The following is a 15,891-nucleotide window of genomic DNA, read 5'->3' as shown; positions in this document are numbered from 1 at the left end:
CGCCGCATCACCAGGACTTGCTGAGCACGAGGCGGAAATTGCGGCCGAAGATCGGTCGCCCGTAGATCGCCTCGGCACTGCCCTGCCCGCTCAGAGAGTCGGTCCGGGTATTGCCTTCGGTCAGGCCATGCGCGTTGAACAGATTGTCACCCACGACCTGCGCCTGCCAGCTGCCATGGCGCACCGTCACGCCGGCGCCGATCGTGCCATAGGCCGGCAGCGCGGTGTTGTTGTAGAGATCGACGTAGCGCTTGCCCATATAGGTGTAGCGACCATAGACCGAAACGTCGGTGTCGCCCGTCTCGAAGTCGAAGCTCGGCCGGATATTGCCGTAGATCTTGGGCTGGCGGACGATCTGGTTGCCCTCGGCCTGCTGGGGATCGGCGCCGGTCGCGCTTTCGAAATTCTTGTACTTGGGATCGCTCACCGTCAGCGCGCCGTTGAGCTTGAACCACGGCGTGACCTGCAGCGCGCCGTCGAACTCGATGCCCTTCACCTGGGCTTCGCCGATGAAGGGCACGTTCACATCGTTGCGGCCCGTGGTCGGGTCGAAGGCAAGGAATGACGCGTTGAGCGGATCGAAATTGGTATAGAAGCCGGTGACATAGAGATAGGAGCGGCCCCAGGCGAGCTTCAGGCCGGCCTCGAACTGGTCTGCGACGGTCGTGATGATCGTCGGGTTGATGCTCATCACGGTCTGCACGTTGGGCGGCGTTTCAAGATGCGACGCGCGGCCGTAGATGCCGATATGGCTGTTGAAGTCGTAGTTGGCGCCGAGCGTCCAGTTGGTGACGTTGGGCTTGCCCTTCTGGTTGAGGATCACGCCCGTGAACGCGCGGGTCGCGTCGTCCGCCAAGGTGCCGGCATCGCCGAGATTGGCCTGCTCGGTCAGCGCGGCCCAGCCTTCATAGCTGTAGCGCTCATGGCGGATGCCACCGTCCACGCGCAGGCCCGGCACGATCTCCCAAGTATCGTTGGCGAAGAGCGCGAACATCTTCGCGTCGCTGTCACCCTGGTTGAGCGTCGCCGCATAGTTCAGCACGCCGTTGTCAGTCACGCGGCCGATCTCGGCGCCCGCCGCATTATAGGCGGCGAGATCCAGCGTGCGCGGCTTGCCCGCCACCTCGATCAGATAGTTCTGGTAGAGCGTCCGGCTATCCTCGCCATAAAGGCTGCCATAGACGCCCAGCTTGATGTCGTGGCTGCCGAAGCCGGTTTCGAACTTCTTCGCCACCGAGAGGTTGACCTGGCCCGAATAGAATTTCGAGTGAATGTCGCGATACTGACCCTGCATGACGAGGCCGGACGCCGAATAGGGATCATAGGCCGTATTGGTGCCGGCCAAGGTGTAGCCGAAGCGGCTGACGGCACCGAACGCCGTCGTTGCGCGCGCGAGATAGCCCGCCGCGAAAGCGTTGCCATCGGCGGGATTGGTCGTCGAGTAGAAGGCGGTGAAATCAAGCTTGCCCTGGGTGTAGCCCGCCTTGGCGAATACCAGCCAGCCGTCGAACTCGGCCTCATATTGCGCGCCGACATTGAACATCCGCATGTGCCGGCCGTCGGACAGGTCGCTGTTGCGGCTCTGGACCACGCCGGCGCCATCGCGATACTTCAGATTGACGTTGCGAAGTGCGGGCGAATTCATCGTGCCGTTGAAATAGTCGATATAGGGGTCGAGCGAGACGCTCGGATCGCGCGGGTCGGCGATCGGGATCGGCAGATAGAAGACGTTGTGGTCGTTCACCAGGTTGACGTTCAGCTTGATCGATCCGTTCTCCAGATCATGCTTGAGGTTGGCGCGGATCTGCCCGCCCTTGTCATTGGCGAAGCCATTGTCGCGATAGCCGTCATGATGGCGCAGGAAGCCGCCGATCGCATAATAGGTATTCTCGCCGATCGGCCCCGCCTGATAGGCATCGAGACGATAAAGGCCGGTATCGCCGAGCGTAAGCTGCGCGCGGCCGCGCGGCGTATCGTTGCCGGTGACGGTGATCGCGTTGATGATCGCGCCCGAATAGCTTGCATAGACCGGAGCGGGACCGCCGCGGACGACTTCGACGCGTTCGGTCATCAGGTCCTGCTTCAGGATGGCGTCGCCGCGGAAGAAGACGCCGTCATTCTCGTGGAACAAAGGCAGGCCGTCCTGCTGGAAACTGACGAAGCCGCCATCGTTGGGCAGGCCGCGGATACGATAGATGTTCTGGACCTCGCCGCCGGTGATCTCGGTCTGGAAGCCCGGAAGCTGGCCGATCAGATCGGCAAAGTTGACCGGCGCGATTTTCTCGACGTCTTCGGCGGAGATGGTGTTGATCGCATAGGACACGTCGAAGCGACGCTGCGCGCGGGTCGAGCCCGTCACGATGATGTCGTCAGCGCCCTCGCCGGCAGCTTCGGCCGCCGGCGCGGCGTCCGTGGTCTGCGACAGAACAGGCGTGGCGGCAGTAGCTGCACACAACGCCGCGACGGCGGAGCCAGCGGCAAGATAGGTTTTCAACATGGAGCGTCCCCTTGAATGGCCGGGCGCAAGTGGCCGCCATTTATGACGTTTTTAATTATTATTGTGAAAATAAATAAATTGTCGCAGGGGATGCGTCGAGCCGATCGCGAGGTGCAATTGCTGAGTTTCGACAAGGAGGAGAGGCGGGTCCTCCAAGTGCTCCGCCGGTCCGGGCCAATGTCCCGGTCTGCGCTTGCGGCCGAACTCGAGATGAGCGCCACCGCCCTCACCCGATTGTCTCGCGGCTTGCTCGCGCTGAATCTGGTCGAGGAAATGCCGGACGGCGAAGCGCATAGGCGCGGCAGGCCGGCGGTGCCGCTCAGGCTCTCCGCCGGTGGCGGCTATGCGATCGGAGCGACGGCGCACAAGGGGCTGCTGGACATCGCGGTCGTCGATTTCACCGGAAAGACCATCGCCACCCATCATGAGGCGATCGACGCTATCAGCCCCAAGGCTTTCGCGCGCAAGGTGCGCAAGGTGACGCATGGCATCGTCGAAGCGCATGATCTTCTCGGTTGGCGGATGCTGGGCATTGGCATCGCCGTGCCCGGCCCGTCCCTATCGGCCGCAGGCGACCGTTGGAATGTGGTCGACGTGCTGCCCGCCTGGCGCAATGTCCCGCTCCGCCAGCAGTTCCTCGACGAATTCGACTGGCCATTGTGGATCGAGAACGACGCCAATGCGGCGGCCATCGCCGAATATTATCTCGGTGGGTTCGTGCGTGATTTCTCGACAGTCGTCGTGCTGCTGCTCGGTTTCGGTATCGGTGCGGGCGTGATCGTGGATGGCCGGCTCGTCCGCGGCCAGTTCGGCGTCGCGGGCGAGATCGGCTGCCTGTTTCCCGGCGACCTGCCGCGCCCCAGTCCGCTCGATCTGCTGGCAATGCTCCGCGCGGACGGGTGTGATCTCGCATCGGTCACGGACATCGATCCGGACGCACCCGATCAGGGGCCCATCATCGCCACATGGCTCGATCGCGCGGCCGAGCAACTTCAGATCGTTTGCAATACCGCCTTCGTCTGGCTCGATCCGGGTGCCATCGTGCTCGCCGGTACCCTGGCGCCCGCCATTCTCGATGGCCTCGCCGAACGTCTGGACCGGGCGGATCTCGTCACTACCGTTGGCGATCGCCGGCCACCCCTGCAAGTATCCACGCTAGGCGGATCGCCGATCACGTTGGGTGCCGCACTGTTGCCGATCCACGCATTATCGGTGCCAGCCTAGGCGCCGATATTACGCGCGATGCGTTGGCGTACGTGCTGCCCCACAGAGGGATCGACGTCGGGCTCAGAGACATCGAAGGGCCACGTCTGACCTTATGTCTTTCGCGAATCGATGGCCGATAGTGTGGCGCGAACAGCAGCTGTTTCATTCACACGCTTTACGTCCGCTTAGCGCCAGCATCCGCTATGGCCGCGCATTTCCCACGTGCCTGAAAGCAGTCGTCGATCATGGCCCAAACAGTGCTAACTGAGGCGGTGCGGGCTTCCCGCCCAACCGACAGCCGGCGCGACACGTTGGTTAGCTGCCGATCGGTTCCGCTATGCGGAACGGGTGTCGCGGATTTTGGCGGACGAACTCGTCAACCTCGCGCAGTCGCTCCGGAAACGCCTGCGCTTCTTGCCAGCGGGTGTGGCTCACAAAGCGAAATCCGGCAAACCACAGAGCTCGAACCTTAGCCCACTGTTCGTGATCGGACTTCTTCGGCACCTTAAACGCACGCCCCATCCAGTGGAGTGCGCCCTTACATTCCGGGCACTTGCCCGTCGCCTCGTCCGGCAGCTTCCATGACTTCTGACACTCGAAAAAGGCGTGCGGCCAAAGACAAGCTGGCCCCCGGTGGTAAGGGACCGGTGTCGATTTAGGTAAGGCTCTGCTGCCCGTGACACGACGAAGTTCCATTCGCTCTGACTTGGAAGGGACTTGTGCCATCGGCACTGTATGCGACCAAGCCGCGGATGTCCGCAAGTAGGCGTGATCTGCCGCGGCGCAATGATCATGCGTGGCGTCCGCTATGCGCCACCTCCGGACGGCCGGGGTCCTGAAATCAGCGCCTAACAGCGGTCACCGCGCCGACCGACTGGCTCAGCTGAGGCTTCCCGCTAGCCGATCTCCGAACCGCTGCCGCTTAGCGTAAATCCGCGCCCGTTCTATGTCGCGCGCCCAAGCAGCAACCTCAGCGTGCTGGACGATTCTTCTGAGGGCTTTCAATCCGTTCGTCGCCCGCCGGTAAAGGCGCCTCCATGCCGGCGCGATTCACAGGCTTGACCCCGGCGCACTCACGATGGAACATATAAGGAACATCCCGAGTCTAGATCAGCATGAACGCCGTCCCTCAGCCCTCCCCTACCGCCCTGGCGCAGCTGCGCGTCATCGCGACATCGACAGCTGATTGCCGGTCGCTGCCATTCCACGTGGAGACACTGGATAGCCGCCTGGGCGGCGGACTGCGCGCTGGCGCGCTGCACGAGGTCGCGCCCTCCACCGCTTCGCTCGCCGATGATGCCGCCGCGACGTTGTTCCTTGCCGGCATCGCTGCGCGCGAGGCACGTAGCGTCCGCGCGCCCGTGCTCTGGGTAAGCTGCCGCAACGATCTCTACGCGCCAGGGTTGGCGCAGGCCGGACTGTGCGCGGCCGACGTCATTCACGCACAACCGCGCGACGATGCGGCACTGCTTGCCGTCGTGGAGGATGCCGTGCGCGACGGCACGCCGTCAGCCGTCGTCGCGGAAGCCAGCAAGGTGTCGATGGTGGCGACGCGCCGCCTGCAGCTGGCCGCGGCTGAAGCCGATTTTCCGGTGCTGCTGTTGCGGCGGCAGCGCCGAAGGGCAATCGACCCGTTCACAGAGCCTTCGGCGGCCTGGACGCGCTGGCGCGTTGGCAGCGCGCCCTCCGCGCGGTTGGCGGTTGCCGGCGTTGGGCGGGCGCGCTGGTCTCTGGTGCTTGTCCGGCAGCGCAACGGCCAGCCCTTTTCCATGCTCGTGGAGGGATGCGATGAGACGGGTCGTCTCGCTGTTCCTGCCGTATCTGCCCATCGAGCGGCTGAGACGGCAGGAACGGGCCGCCTTGCGGCTGCCTGAGCGCACGCCTCTTCAGCTTCCCGTTGATGATGATCCTGGCGCATGCTCGGTTCCCCGCGGCGGTGGCTGGCGGCCCGGTGCGCGTTGGGCGCGCGACGGCGTTCAGAGCCGCGCCGATATCGAGGAACAGATCGCGGCGCTGCCGACGCATGCCCAGCCTCCGATGCGGGAGCTCGGCCGGCGATCGGAAGGTGCCAGCCACCCGTTCAGGCGGTCCGGTCAACACATGCCGCATGATGCCGCGGGCGGTACGGCCAGCACCGGGCACGCGCCTCTTGCCCTCATCGGAAAAGTCGGGCGGCGCGATGAGGTGGTCGCCGCCTGCGCCGCTGCGATGGCGCTTGGCATCCATGTCGGCATGGCCGCAACCCATGCGCGTGCGCTGGTCGCCGATCTCGATGTCCGGCCCCATGATCCGCTCGCCGACGCCACGCTGCTCGATCGCCTCGCGCTGCAGGCGGTGCGGCGCTGGTCGCCGATCGCGGCGGCGACCGCCGACGGACTCTGGCTCGACCTGACCGGCTGCGATCATCTCCACGGTGGCGAGGAGCGTTTCTGCCGTCGGCTGGCAGCTTTCTGCCGCAGGGCAGGCTACACGGCGCGACTGGCCATTGCCGACACGCCGGGAGCTGCGCACGCGCTGTCCCATGCAGGACGTGAGGATCTTATCATCGTACCGCGCGGGGGCACCCTAGCCGCGCTTTCGCCATTGCCACTTACGGCGCTGCGACTGGATGCAGCCGCACTCGGCGCTGCGCGGCGGTTCGGGTTCGAGAAGGTGGCGGATCTGCTGCCGGTGGCGCGCGCGCCCCTCGCGCGCCGGCTCGGTCTCGCCGCCCTCACCCGGCTCGACCAGGCGCTCGGCGCCATAGCTGAGCCGATCACGCCGCGCGCGGATCCGACGATCCCGAGCGCCGAAAGACGGCTGCTCGAGCCGATCGGCACCGCTGAAGCCCTCGCGCAAGTGATGGAGGATTTGCTGCACGACCTCGCCGCGGTGCTGCAGGCGCGAGGCCTTGGCGCAAGGGCACTCCGCCTCACCTGCCTGCGCGTCGACGGCGGCGAACAGCTGGTTGCGATCGGCACATCGCGTCCCTCCCGCGATGTCGCGCATCTGCTGCGGCTGTTCAGGCTCAGGATCGAACGGATCGATCCCGGGCTTGGCATCGAGCAATTCCGGTTGGAAGCCCCGCATACCGAGCCGCTCGACGCCGTCGACCTCGGCGCCGTGCTGGCGGGCGATACGATCGCCCGTGACCCTGCCCGGCTTGTCGACGTCGTCGCCGGTCGCATCGGCAGTGCGGCCGTGTTCCGCATGGCCCCCCTGCCCAGCCATGTACCGGAGCGCGCCGTGACCCGCGCGGACCCGGTGGCGGTGCCAGGAGACTGGCCGGGGTGGCGTCGGCCCGCCCGGCTCTTCGAACGACCTGAGCCACTGTCGGGCGTGATCGCCCTGCTGCCCGACCAGCCGCCACGCCGCTTCGAGTGGCGCGGCCGCCAGCACCGCGTTGTCGCCGGCGATGGGCCCGAGCGCATCCATGGAGAGTGGTGGCGCCGCGAGGGCGAGGTCTGGGCGGTACGGGACTATTATCGTGTCGAGGACGAGGAGGGCGGCCGCTACTGGCTGTTTCGTCGCGGCGATGGCGTGGACGACCAGACCGGCGATCTCAGCTGGTGGCTGCACGGAGTCTTCGCGTGACCCCCTATGTCGAGCTTCAGTTGCTCACCCATTTTTCGCTGCTGCGCGGCGCCTCGAGCCCGGAGGAACTGTTCTCGGCCGCGGCACTGCTCGGCTATCCGGCGCTTGGTGTCGCCGACATCGGCACGGTTGCCGGGGTGGTCCGTGCCTGGGAAGCGCAGAAGATCACTGGGGTGCGTTCGATTGCTGGCGCCCGCGTCGATCTGTCCTGTGGTCGACGGCTGATCCTCTACCCGACGGACCGCGCCGCATGGTCGCGGGTGACGCGGCTGCTCACCGTGGGCAAGACGCGTGCCGGCAAAGGTGGATGCCTGTTGCACTGGCATGATCTGGAGCCGTGGTCGGAAGGCGTCATCGCGATCCTGCTGCCGGATGAGGCGGATGCGGCAAACGCCCAGGCGCTGGCGGACCTGCGGGCGGTCTATGGCAAGCGGGGCCATATGGCGCTGTTCCAGAGGCGGCGGCCGGATGATGCGGTCCGCAGCGATGCGCTTGCACGACAGGCGGCGGCCGCCGGCGTGCGCGCGGTGGTGACCGGTGACGTGCTCTATCACGCGCCCGATGTCCGGTTGCTGCAGGATGTGGTGACTGCGGTGCGGGAGAAATGCACCGTCGACGAACTTGGCTACAGGCGGGAGGTCAATGCCGATCGCGCCCTCAAGTCGCCGGCTGAAATGGTCCGGCGGTTCGGCGCCTATCCCGACGCGCTGCGCGCCAGCGTCGACATCGCGGAGGCCTGTACCTTCGGCCTGAAGGAGCTGGCGTATCAGTATCCCCACGAGCGGGTGATCGAAGGCCTCACTGCACAGCAGGCGCTCGAGCAGCTGGCGAACGAAGCGGTCGACCAGATGTTCGCAGGCGACGTGCCGCCAGCGTATCGCAGCCAGATCGATCACGAACTGCGGCTCATCGCCGAACTTGGATACGCACCCTATTTCCTGACCGTCCATGCGATCGTGCGGGAGGCGCGTCGGCGTGGAATCCTCTGCCAGGGCCGTGGATCCGCCGCCAACAGCTGCGTCTGCTACGTGCTCGCCATCACCTCGATCGATCCGATCAAGCATGAGCTTCTGTTCGAGCGGTTCGTCTCGGGCGAGCGCCGGGAGCCGCCCGACATCGATGTCGACTTCGAGCATGAGCGGCGCGAGGAAATCATCCAGTGGATCTATGACACCTATGGCCGTGACCGCGCGGCGCTGACGGCCGTTGTCACCCGCTATCGCGCGCGCGGTGCGGTGCGGGATGTCGGCAAGGCACTCGGGCTACCGGAGGATCTCACCGGCTCGCTGGCGGGGCTGGTCTGGGGCTGGTCGGCCGAAGGTGTCGGCGAGAAGCAGGTCGCCGAGCTCAACCTCGATCTCGCCGATCGCCGGCTGCGCCTGACCCTTGAACTTGCCCGCAAGCTGATCGGCGTGCCGCGGCACATGAGCCAGCATCCCGGCGGCTTCGTGCTGACCCATGACCGGCTCGACGATCTCGTACCGATCGAGCCGGCGGCGATGGTCGACCGCCAGATCATCGAGTGGGACAAGGACGATATCGACGCGCTCAAGTTCATGAAGGTCGACGTGCTCGGGCTCGGCATGCTCGGCTGCATGAACCGCGCCTTCAGCCTGCTCGAGGAAACCAAGGGACTGCGCATCGGCCTGGCCGACCTGCAGGATGACGATCCGGCGGTGTTCGGGATGATCCAGAAGGCCGATACGCTGGGCACCTTCCAGATTGAGAGCCGTGCGCAGATGTCGATGCTGCCGCGGATGAAGCCGCGGCGCTTCTACGATCTCGTCATCCAGGTCGCGATCGTGCGCCCCGGCCCGATCCAGGGCGACATGGTCCATCCCTATCTGCGCCGGCGCGAAGGGCTGGAGAAGCCGGAATACCCCCGTCCCGAGCTGCGTGCGGTGCTCGAGAAGACGCTCGGTGTCCCGCTCTTCCAGGAGCAGGCGATGAAGGTGGCGATCGTCGGTGCCGGCTTCACGCCGGCGGAGGCGGACGCGCTCCGGCGCGCGATGGCCACCTTCAAGTTCACCGGGGGCGTCTCCCATTTCTCCGAGAAGCTGGTCGAGGGCATGGTCGCGCGTGGCTATCCACGCGAGTTTGCCGAACGCACATTCCGCCAGCTCGAGGGCTTCGGCTCCTACGGTTTCCCGGAAAGCCATGCCGCCTCCTTCGCCAAGATCGCCTACGCATCGGCGTGGATGAAGCATCATCATCCTGACGTGTTCTGCGCGGCGCTGATGAATGCGCAGCCGATGGGCTTCTACGCGCCTGCGCAGATCGTCCGCGACGCGCGCGAGCATGGTGTCGAGGTGCGCCCGCCCTGCATCAACGCCAGCCGCTGGGACTGCACGCTCGAACCGACAAGCGGCCGCTATCTCGCGGTCCGCCTCGGACTGCGCCAGGTGCGTGGACTGTCCAACGCCGATGGCGCGGCGATCGTCGGCGCGCGTTCGACGGCACTGTTCGACTCCGTCGAGGATGTCTGGCGCCGCTCCGGGGTTCCGCGCGCCGCGATCGAGAAGCTCGCAGACGCGGACGCCTTTCACGCCTTCGGCGCCGATCGCCGGCAGGGATTGTGGAAGGTGCGCGGGCTTGGCGAGGCGCCCCTTCCACTCTTTGCCGCTGCCGATCGACAGGCGGCGACGATCAGCGCGGAGGGCATTGAACCGGATGTCATATTGCGGCCGCTGACCGACGGACGCGAGGTGATCGAGGACTATCGCACGCTGCAGCTTTCGCTGCGCGCGCATCCGCTGAGTTTCGTTCGAGACGAGCTGACCCGCCGCGGGGTCACCCGCTGCGCGGATCTCGCCGGCGTCCGTGACGGACGGCATGTGCAGGTCGCCGGCATCATCCTCGTCCGCCAGAAACCCGGCTCGGCCAAGGGCGTGCTGTTCATCACGATCGAGGACGAGACCGGCATCGCCAACGGCATCCTCTGGCCGGATCGCTTCGAGAAGCAGCGGCGCACCGTCATGTCAGCCTCGATGATCGGCATGCGCGGCCGGGTGCAGAAGGAGGGAGAGGTGATCCATGTCATCTGCGATCGCATCATCGACCATGGCGACCTGCTGCACCGGGTCGGCGAGATGTCATTTACACGGCAGACCGGACGCGGCGACGGCGCGCGGCACGGGGGTGGTCCGGATCCACGCGACAAGGCATTGCGTCCGGAACCCCGCGATTCCTACTGGCCGCCGCATGCCGACGGCATGGATCCCGAGCAGGTCGTGCGGTTCAAATCGCACGATTTCCGATAGCCGATGGCGAAGCTTCCGCGACATCAGCGCGTCATCATCGCGCTCTCGGTCCATATCTTGCGATGCGGCGTCTCGCGTTGCTCCGAAGCGCGGGTGGACAGCGTCGACGTTCGCCTCGCACTGCGCTGCCTGCTCCAGCACTGCCCCGAGCGTTGGCCGTTAGAGTTGTATTGGGACGCTGCTGGTCAGGAGAATGACATCGGGCGGGCGCAAGGGGTGACGGCCGCGTTCAACGGCATAGTTCGGCAGCTACGGCGGGCAGGACGGTATGAAGAGAATGCCCCACCATGATCGTCTCCCGCCTTTTTCGATCCTTCGCTTGCGAAGCTCAGCACGTTGCATCGTGGGACGAAGCCGTCATTCCGTGACGCAAGCAGTTATGGCGGCTTTCCGCCGAAGCGGCCGTAGCTGACTACATCATGCCGGCGGTTAGAAGCGGCGCGGTTTTGACGACGTTGAAGCGCTCTAGATGTTCAGATGAAAATAGGGCAGGCATCGGTAGCCCGAATGCAGGCGGAGCGAGCAGGAGGGATGACGGTGAAACCGTCAGAGAAATGCATCTTTGCAGGAGATTGATTTGCGTGATTTGACGGATATCGTGCCCGCTTTGCGGAATTTGAGAAAGAAATTATTAGCGTGATGCGACTTGGAGAATATTTCAAAGCTGAGGGGGCGATTATCGCGGACACGCGCAACACGGAGGCACGGTATTTCATTCCCGTTGACGCGCCGGCTCCTTCAAAGGAGGATATCGCGGCGATCGATCGCCTTGAGGCGACTGGACATACGGACGACATTATAGAATATCTTCTTAAACTCGGCATACTGAAGAGAACGTGAGGCCTCGACTGGACTCCAGTCGCCAAGATCGGGTGATGCGGTAAACAGGGGGTGTGATGGCAAACAGGCGTTATGAGGCTGGTCAAAGCCTCAACGAATATGTTGATATGCTGCATCTTATATACGGCTCGACGCAGAACTATACAAAGACGAAAGCTGACATCTATCAGCACCTCGCAGAGGTGTGTGGCATTGCTGGTAAGCACCTCTTCAAAAAGAATGATCTCGAAACGGCGACGCGCTTTATACCGAAGATTTTTGGTTGGGCGTGCGCATTGATCAGCGCGGTGAACCCGGCCCAGACGAACTCCGAGGATATCATCCTCAGGAAATTCCCCGGCGTTTGCCCCTACTGCACGGCGCGCCCCTGTATCTGCTGGGCAGCGGAAAAACCAACACTTGATGAGCGGTCTCTGGAGAATTTATTTTACCGGAATGCCCCGCGACAGGCGCGAGGTATCAACGATCTAGAGCTGATGTTCACGGAGATTTACGGCCATACTTGGACCGGCCCCGATGGCAAGCAGGAACCAATTCGCTATATATATCTACGTATGGTCGAAGAGCTTGCAGAAGTCTCCGAAGCGCTTCGATTCCAACATATATATCCCCAGAATTTTCAAAATGAGATCGCCGACTTCTTCGGATGGTGGTTTGCATTGGCCTCAGCCATCCGAAGCAGTCGGGCAGGCAGCACCCTGACTTCGGAGCTGTTGTGGAAATCCTATCCTGGCCATTGCCTAGACTGCGACACAGCGCCATGTTTTTGCGCGCAGGGGCCGGTCCGAGAGCTCATGTCCAAACCGGCGCCGGGCTCGCTTGGAGAGACGGACCGTCTGACGTCGTTGCGCAATCAGGGCGCCTATGAGCATGATATCGAATCCTACGGAGCGCATGACTTCAAACTAGCTGTGCCAGCCGCGTGCGTCCGGATGGACGTCGATGATTTTAAAAAGGTCAACGACAGCTACGGCCATCCGGCCGGGGATGCAGCCTTGAAACATGTGTCATCGATCATCCGCCAAAAATGTCGGCCGCGCGACAGAATTTACCGGATCAGTGGCGACGAGTTCGGCGTGATCATGCCCGACACGTCCGCCGACGAGGCCTATGGTGTCATGCGGCGTGTCGTTAGCACGCTCAAGGGATCGGAGGTCATCTGGACCTCACAGGACGGTGTGTCGACGAGCTTCGCAGTATCGATGAGCATCGGTGTGGCCGAATGTACCGACGCAGCTTCTATCAAGGCGGCGTTCGAGGCCGCCGATAAAGCCTCCTATGCCAGCAAAAAGGCGGGAAAGGCTCGCGTGTCGAAAGCTCCATCCGGTAGTCAGCAATAATGAGATCAGAAAGCAGCAGCCGCGTTTGGGACACCGCGTAATTGATCTAGCCACCCTCCTGGATGGTACGAAGTCGCCATGGCGCTTCAATGCAGGAGGGTGACCGATGTCGATCTATGCAGGATTGGACGTGAGTGACAAGACGACGCACATTTGCGTGGTCGATGCGGAAGGCAAGGTTCTTCGCCGCGACGTAGTTGCGAGCGACCCGGACGTTCTGGCCAAGTGGTTGAACCGGCATTGCCCCGAACTGAACCGCGCCGGGTCTGCCGGAGGCATTGGGTTGTGAGTCACGCTGCCATATCGATGTTGTCCGCGGCAGCATGATATTGTTCTTCGGCCTCGGCAGGCGGGATGTTGCCGATGGGTTCGAGCAGGCGGCGGTGATTGAACCAGTCGACCCATTCCAGCGTGGCATATTCGACGGCTTCGAAGCTGCGCCACGGCCCACACCTGTGGATCACCTCGGCCTTGTAGAGGCCGTTGATGGTTTTGGCCAAAGCGTTATCGTAGCTGTCGCCGACGCTGCCGACCGACGGCTCGATCCCTGCTTCGGCGAGGCGCTCCGTGTACTTGATAGACACGTATTGGGCGGATTCAACCGGTCGTCGCAACACCAGCTTTCTACTGCGGGGCGAGGAACTGGTCGAGGATTTCTGCGGGAGTCTTCCATCCGAGCGTTTTTCGCGGTCGCGTGTTCATGGCGTGCGCGACTGCTTCGAGTTCCTCTATCGAGTGCCGGCTAAGATCGGTGCCCTTCGGGAAGTACTGGCGGAGCAGGCCGTTGGTGTTTTCATTTGAGCCACGCTGCCACGGGCTTTGCGGATCGCAGAAGTAGAGTTCCAGTCCACTATCGACCCGGAGCGTTGCGTGCTGGGCCATCTCGGCACCTTGGTCCCACGTTAGCGACTGACGGAGTTTCTCTGGCAGCTCCCGCATGCATTCGGCGATGGCCTTGCGGACGGCTTCGGCTCCATGCCCGGCAAGCGGCTGCCCATTCTTGACCCCTTGCCCGCGCTGATACCCCTCCTCGCGGGGTAGGTGCAGCAGCATTGTAAATCGCGAACTGCGTTCGACGAGAGTGCCGATCGCCGAGCTATGCAGGCCCAGGATGAGATCACCTTCCCAGTGTCCGGGAACAGCACGATCTTCCACTTCCGGAGGCCGCTCGCTGATCATGATGGCATCCCCCACGAAGGATTTTCCACGACCGCGGGTTCGTTCGCGGGGGACGCGAAGAGCTCGGCCGGAACGCAGGCAAGCCGTCAGTTCCCGGCGCAGGGCACCGCGTCCCTGGACGTACAGGGATTGATAAATAGCCTCGTGGCTGATGCGCATGGCGGGATCCTCAGGGTAATCGATCCGCAGCCGATGGGCGATCTGCTCCGGGCTCCATGCAATCGACCAGCGCCGACTCTGTCGAAGCACGGCGCGCCGCTTCTTCCATACCACCTCAGGGCCGGCAAAGCCGATACCATCAGCATTCGTGACCCGGCCAGCAAGGCGCTCCTCGACATAAGCGCATAGAGCAGAGTTGCTGGCCAGCTTGGTGGGACGCGGACGCCGGCCTGCGCGCTCAGCGTGCCACTGCGCGACGCTGGCACGGTACTCCAGATTGCCGCCACGCGTGGCAGCGTTGCGCCGTACTTCGCGCGAGATCGTGCTGGGTGAGCGCCCCAGCTTGCGCGCGATCGCACGGATTGCCGATCCTGTGGCAAGTTCGATGGCGATTTCTTCCCGCTCGCGAAAGGTCAGAAATCTTCCGCTGGGCGCCAACGCCGAAGGCGCCAGATGGGTTGGCGGCATACCTCCCGAACTCCGAAACCAGCGCGGCCCGAGCGGTGTCGAGATGCCAGCATCCGCAGCAGCCTCCTCGCTCGAACGCCCGCGGGCGATGGACTCCCAGAAGCGACAATGATGCTCACGCAACCACGCAGATGGACGCCCGGGTGAATGCAGCTTCTCTCGGGTGCACCGCTCTGATGCTCTTCGACCTGCCACGTTCGCAACCTCCAATTTCCTGGTGTTGCGACGACCGGTTGAATCCGCCTTGCGACCCACGGTCGCTATGATGGATGAGGCCGCCCCGATGGGCCGGCCGGCGGTCATGAAGCGCCTGCTCCAGGGCATCGAGGACAAAGCTGGCATGGGCCGTCCTGCTGGCCCGCCAACCGACGATCCGCCTGGCGTAGGTATAGATGACGAAGGCAACGTAGACGAACCCCGCCCAGGTCGCGACGTAGGTGAAGTCCGACACCCACAGCATGTTCGGCGCTGGCGCGTAGAATCTGCGATTGACGTGATCGAGCGGGCACGGCGCCGCCTTGTCGCTGATGGTCGCGCGCACCGGCTTGCCACGGATCACCCCTGCCAGGCCCATCTCACGCATCAACCGCGCAACTGTGCAGCGGGCGACCGGAAAGCCCTCCCGCATCATCTGCCGCTAGACCTTGCGGACGCCGTAGACCGCGAAGTTCTCGGCGAACACGCGCGCGATCTCGGGCTTGAAGACCATATCCTGCCGCGCCCGCACTGACAGGCGAGCCGGATCCTGTCGCTGCGCGATGCGTTCGTGATAGGTGGATGGGGCGATCGGCAGGACGCGGCAGATCGGCTCGACCCCATAGGCATCGCGGTGATCGTCTATGAACGCGATCATCGCTTGAATGGGCGGTCGAGCTCCGCCTGGGCAAAATATGCCGACGCCTTGCGCAGAATCTCGTTGGCCTGTCGCAACTCGCGGACCTCGCGCTCCAGCGCCTTCATTTTGTCGGCTACCTCGGTCGGGACGCCCGCACGCTTGCCGCTGTCGACCTCAGCCTTCTTCACCCACTCATGCAGCGTCTGCGGAACGCAACCGATCTTCTCCGCGATCGAAACCACCGCTGCCCAGCGGGAGGGGTAATCGCGCTCGTGATCGACCACCATCCGAACCGCCCGCTCGCGAACTTCCGGCGCAAACTTGTTCGTTGTCTTGCTCATACAGGCTCCACCTTCTCAGGAGTTGGAGCCTCCGGCAAACGCGGCGCGGTTCACAGGTGTTTGAGCCAGGGCCAGCGCTTGCGGATGGCTGCAACGATGGTCTGGGCACCGGCGCTGTCGGAGATGTCGGCAGTGGTGAGGTTGACCATCAGCAACCTGCCATCGGTATCGACTGCGATATGCCGCTTGCGGC

Annotated in this window: 8 protein-coding genes, 3 pseudogenes and 1 other annotated feature; of the genes and pseudogenes, 6 read left to right on the top strand and 5 right to left on the bottom strand. The window is 63.9% G+C overall.

Annotated elements, in window-relative coordinates; genetic code table 11:
- Positions 1–7 precede the first annotated feature (7 nt).
- The gene (locus FHS96_RS28755; protein WP_429600107.1) at positions 8–2,497 is read right to left on the bottom strand and encodes a TonB-dependent receptor; all 2,490 of its coding nucleotides are present in this window, start codon (positions 2,495–2,497) and stop codon (positions 8–10) included.
- Positions 2,498–2,512: 15 nt separating this feature from the next.
- Here FHS96_RS28755 and FHS96_RS28750 point away from each other — a divergent pair, with 15 nt between their 5' ends.
- From FHS96_RS28750 to FHS96_RS28725, 6 genes are all read left to right on the top strand, one after another.
- The gene (locus tag FHS96_RS28750; protein ID WP_429600104.1) at positions 2,513–3,721 is read left to right on the top strand and encodes an ROK family transcriptional regulator; all 1,209 of its coding nucleotides are present in this window, start codon (positions 2,513–2,515) and stop codon (positions 3,719–3,721) included.
- A gap of 1,097 nt (positions 3,722–4,818) precedes the next feature.
- Positions 4,819–5,577, top strand: coding sequence for an ImuA family protein (locus FHS96_RS28745; RefSeq protein ID WP_429600101.1), 759 nt, complete (start codon positions 4,819–4,821; stop codon positions 5,575–5,577).
- Entirely contained in the window at positions 5,492–7,276 is a 1,785-nt protein-coding gene (locus FHS96_RS28740) for a DUF6504 family protein (RefSeq protein WP_429600099.1), read from the top strand. Before FHS96_RS28745 ends, FHS96_RS28740 begins: the two co-directional genes overlap by 86 nt.
- Positions 7,273–10,536, top strand: a complete 3,264-nt coding sequence (locus tag FHS96_RS28735) for an error-prone DNA polymerase (protein WP_429600098.1) — start codon at positions 7,273–7,275, stop codon at positions 10,534–10,536. The genes FHS96_RS28740 and FHS96_RS28735 overlap by 4 nt, the downstream gene beginning before the upstream one ends.
- Positions 10,537–11,432: 896 nt before the next feature.
- On the top strand, positions 11,433–12,716 hold the full coding sequence (locus FHS96_RS28730; RefSeq protein ID WP_429600096.1) for a diguanylate cyclase: 1,284 nt from the start codon (positions 11,433–11,435) through the stop codon (positions 12,714–12,716).
- Positions 12,717–12,822: 106 nt separating this feature from the next.
- Complete coding sequence (locus FHS96_RS28725) at positions 12,823–13,005, top strand: hypothetical protein (protein ID WP_429600094.1); 183 nt, start codon at positions 12,823–12,825, stop codon at positions 13,003–13,005.
- 1 nt (position 13,006) lies between these two features.
- Here FHS96_RS28725 and FHS96_RS28720 read toward each other — a convergent pair.
- The 4 genes and pseudogenes from FHS96_RS28720 to FHS96_RS28705 form a co-directional block, all read right to left on the bottom strand.
- A pseudogene (locus FHS96_RS28720) lies at positions 13,007–13,309 on the bottom strand (integrase core domain-containing protein); the annotation flags it as partial.
- A 31-nt stretch (positions 13,310–13,340) separates the two neighbouring features.
- On the bottom strand, positions 13,341–14,717 hold the full coding sequence (locus tag FHS96_RS28715; RefSeq protein WP_429600185.1) for an IS30 family transposase: 1,377 nt from the start codon (positions 14,715–14,717) through the stop codon (positions 13,341–13,343).
- 49 nt (positions 14,718–14,766) lie between these two features.
- Positions 14,767–15,698, bottom strand: a pseudogene (locus FHS96_RS28710) (IS3 family transposase); the annotation flags it as partial.
- Positions 15,301–15,417, bottom strand: a sequence feature (AL1L pseudoknot). (Overlaps the previous pseudogene by 117 nt.)
- Positions 15,699–15,751: 53 nt before the next feature.
- Positions 15,752–15,891 (bottom strand): annotated as a pseudogene (locus FHS96_RS28705) (transposase); the annotation flags it as partial.

It is taken from the genome of Sphingomonas zeicaulis, from assembly GCF_050433225.1.
In the GTDB taxonomy this organism is placed as follows: Bacteria; Pseudomonadota; Alphaproteobacteria; order Sphingomonadales; family Sphingomonadaceae; genus Sphingomonas_D; species Sphingomonas_D zeicaulis.
This window is presented reverse-complemented; position numbering and strand designations above follow the sequence as displayed.

Bases quoted from the DNA above. Each gene is read 5' to 3' on its own strand.
- FHS96_RS28755 (WP_429600107.1), bottom strand. From the start codon at position 2,497: ATGTTGAAAACCTATCTTGCCGCTGGCTCCGCCGTCGCGGCGTTGTGT.
- FHS96_RS28750 (WP_429600104.1), top strand. From the start codon at position 2,513: ATGGCCGGGCGCAAGTGGCCGCCATTTATGACGTTTTTAATTATTATT.
- FHS96_RS28745 (WP_429600101.1), top strand. From the start codon at position 4,819: ATGAACGCCGTCCCTCAGCCCTCCCCTACCGCCCTGGCGCAGCTGCGC.
- FHS96_RS28740 (WP_429600099.1), top strand. From the start codon at position 5,492: ATGAGACGGGTCGTCTCGCTGTTCCTGCCGTATCTGCCCATCGAGCGG.
- FHS96_RS28730 (WP_429600096.1), top strand. From the start codon at position 11,433: ATGGCAAACAGGCGTTATGAGGCTGGTCAAAGCCTCAACGAATATGTT.
- FHS96_RS28725 (WP_429600094.1), top strand. From the start codon at position 12,823: ATGTCGATCTATGCAGGATTGGACGTGAGTGACAAGACGACGCACATT.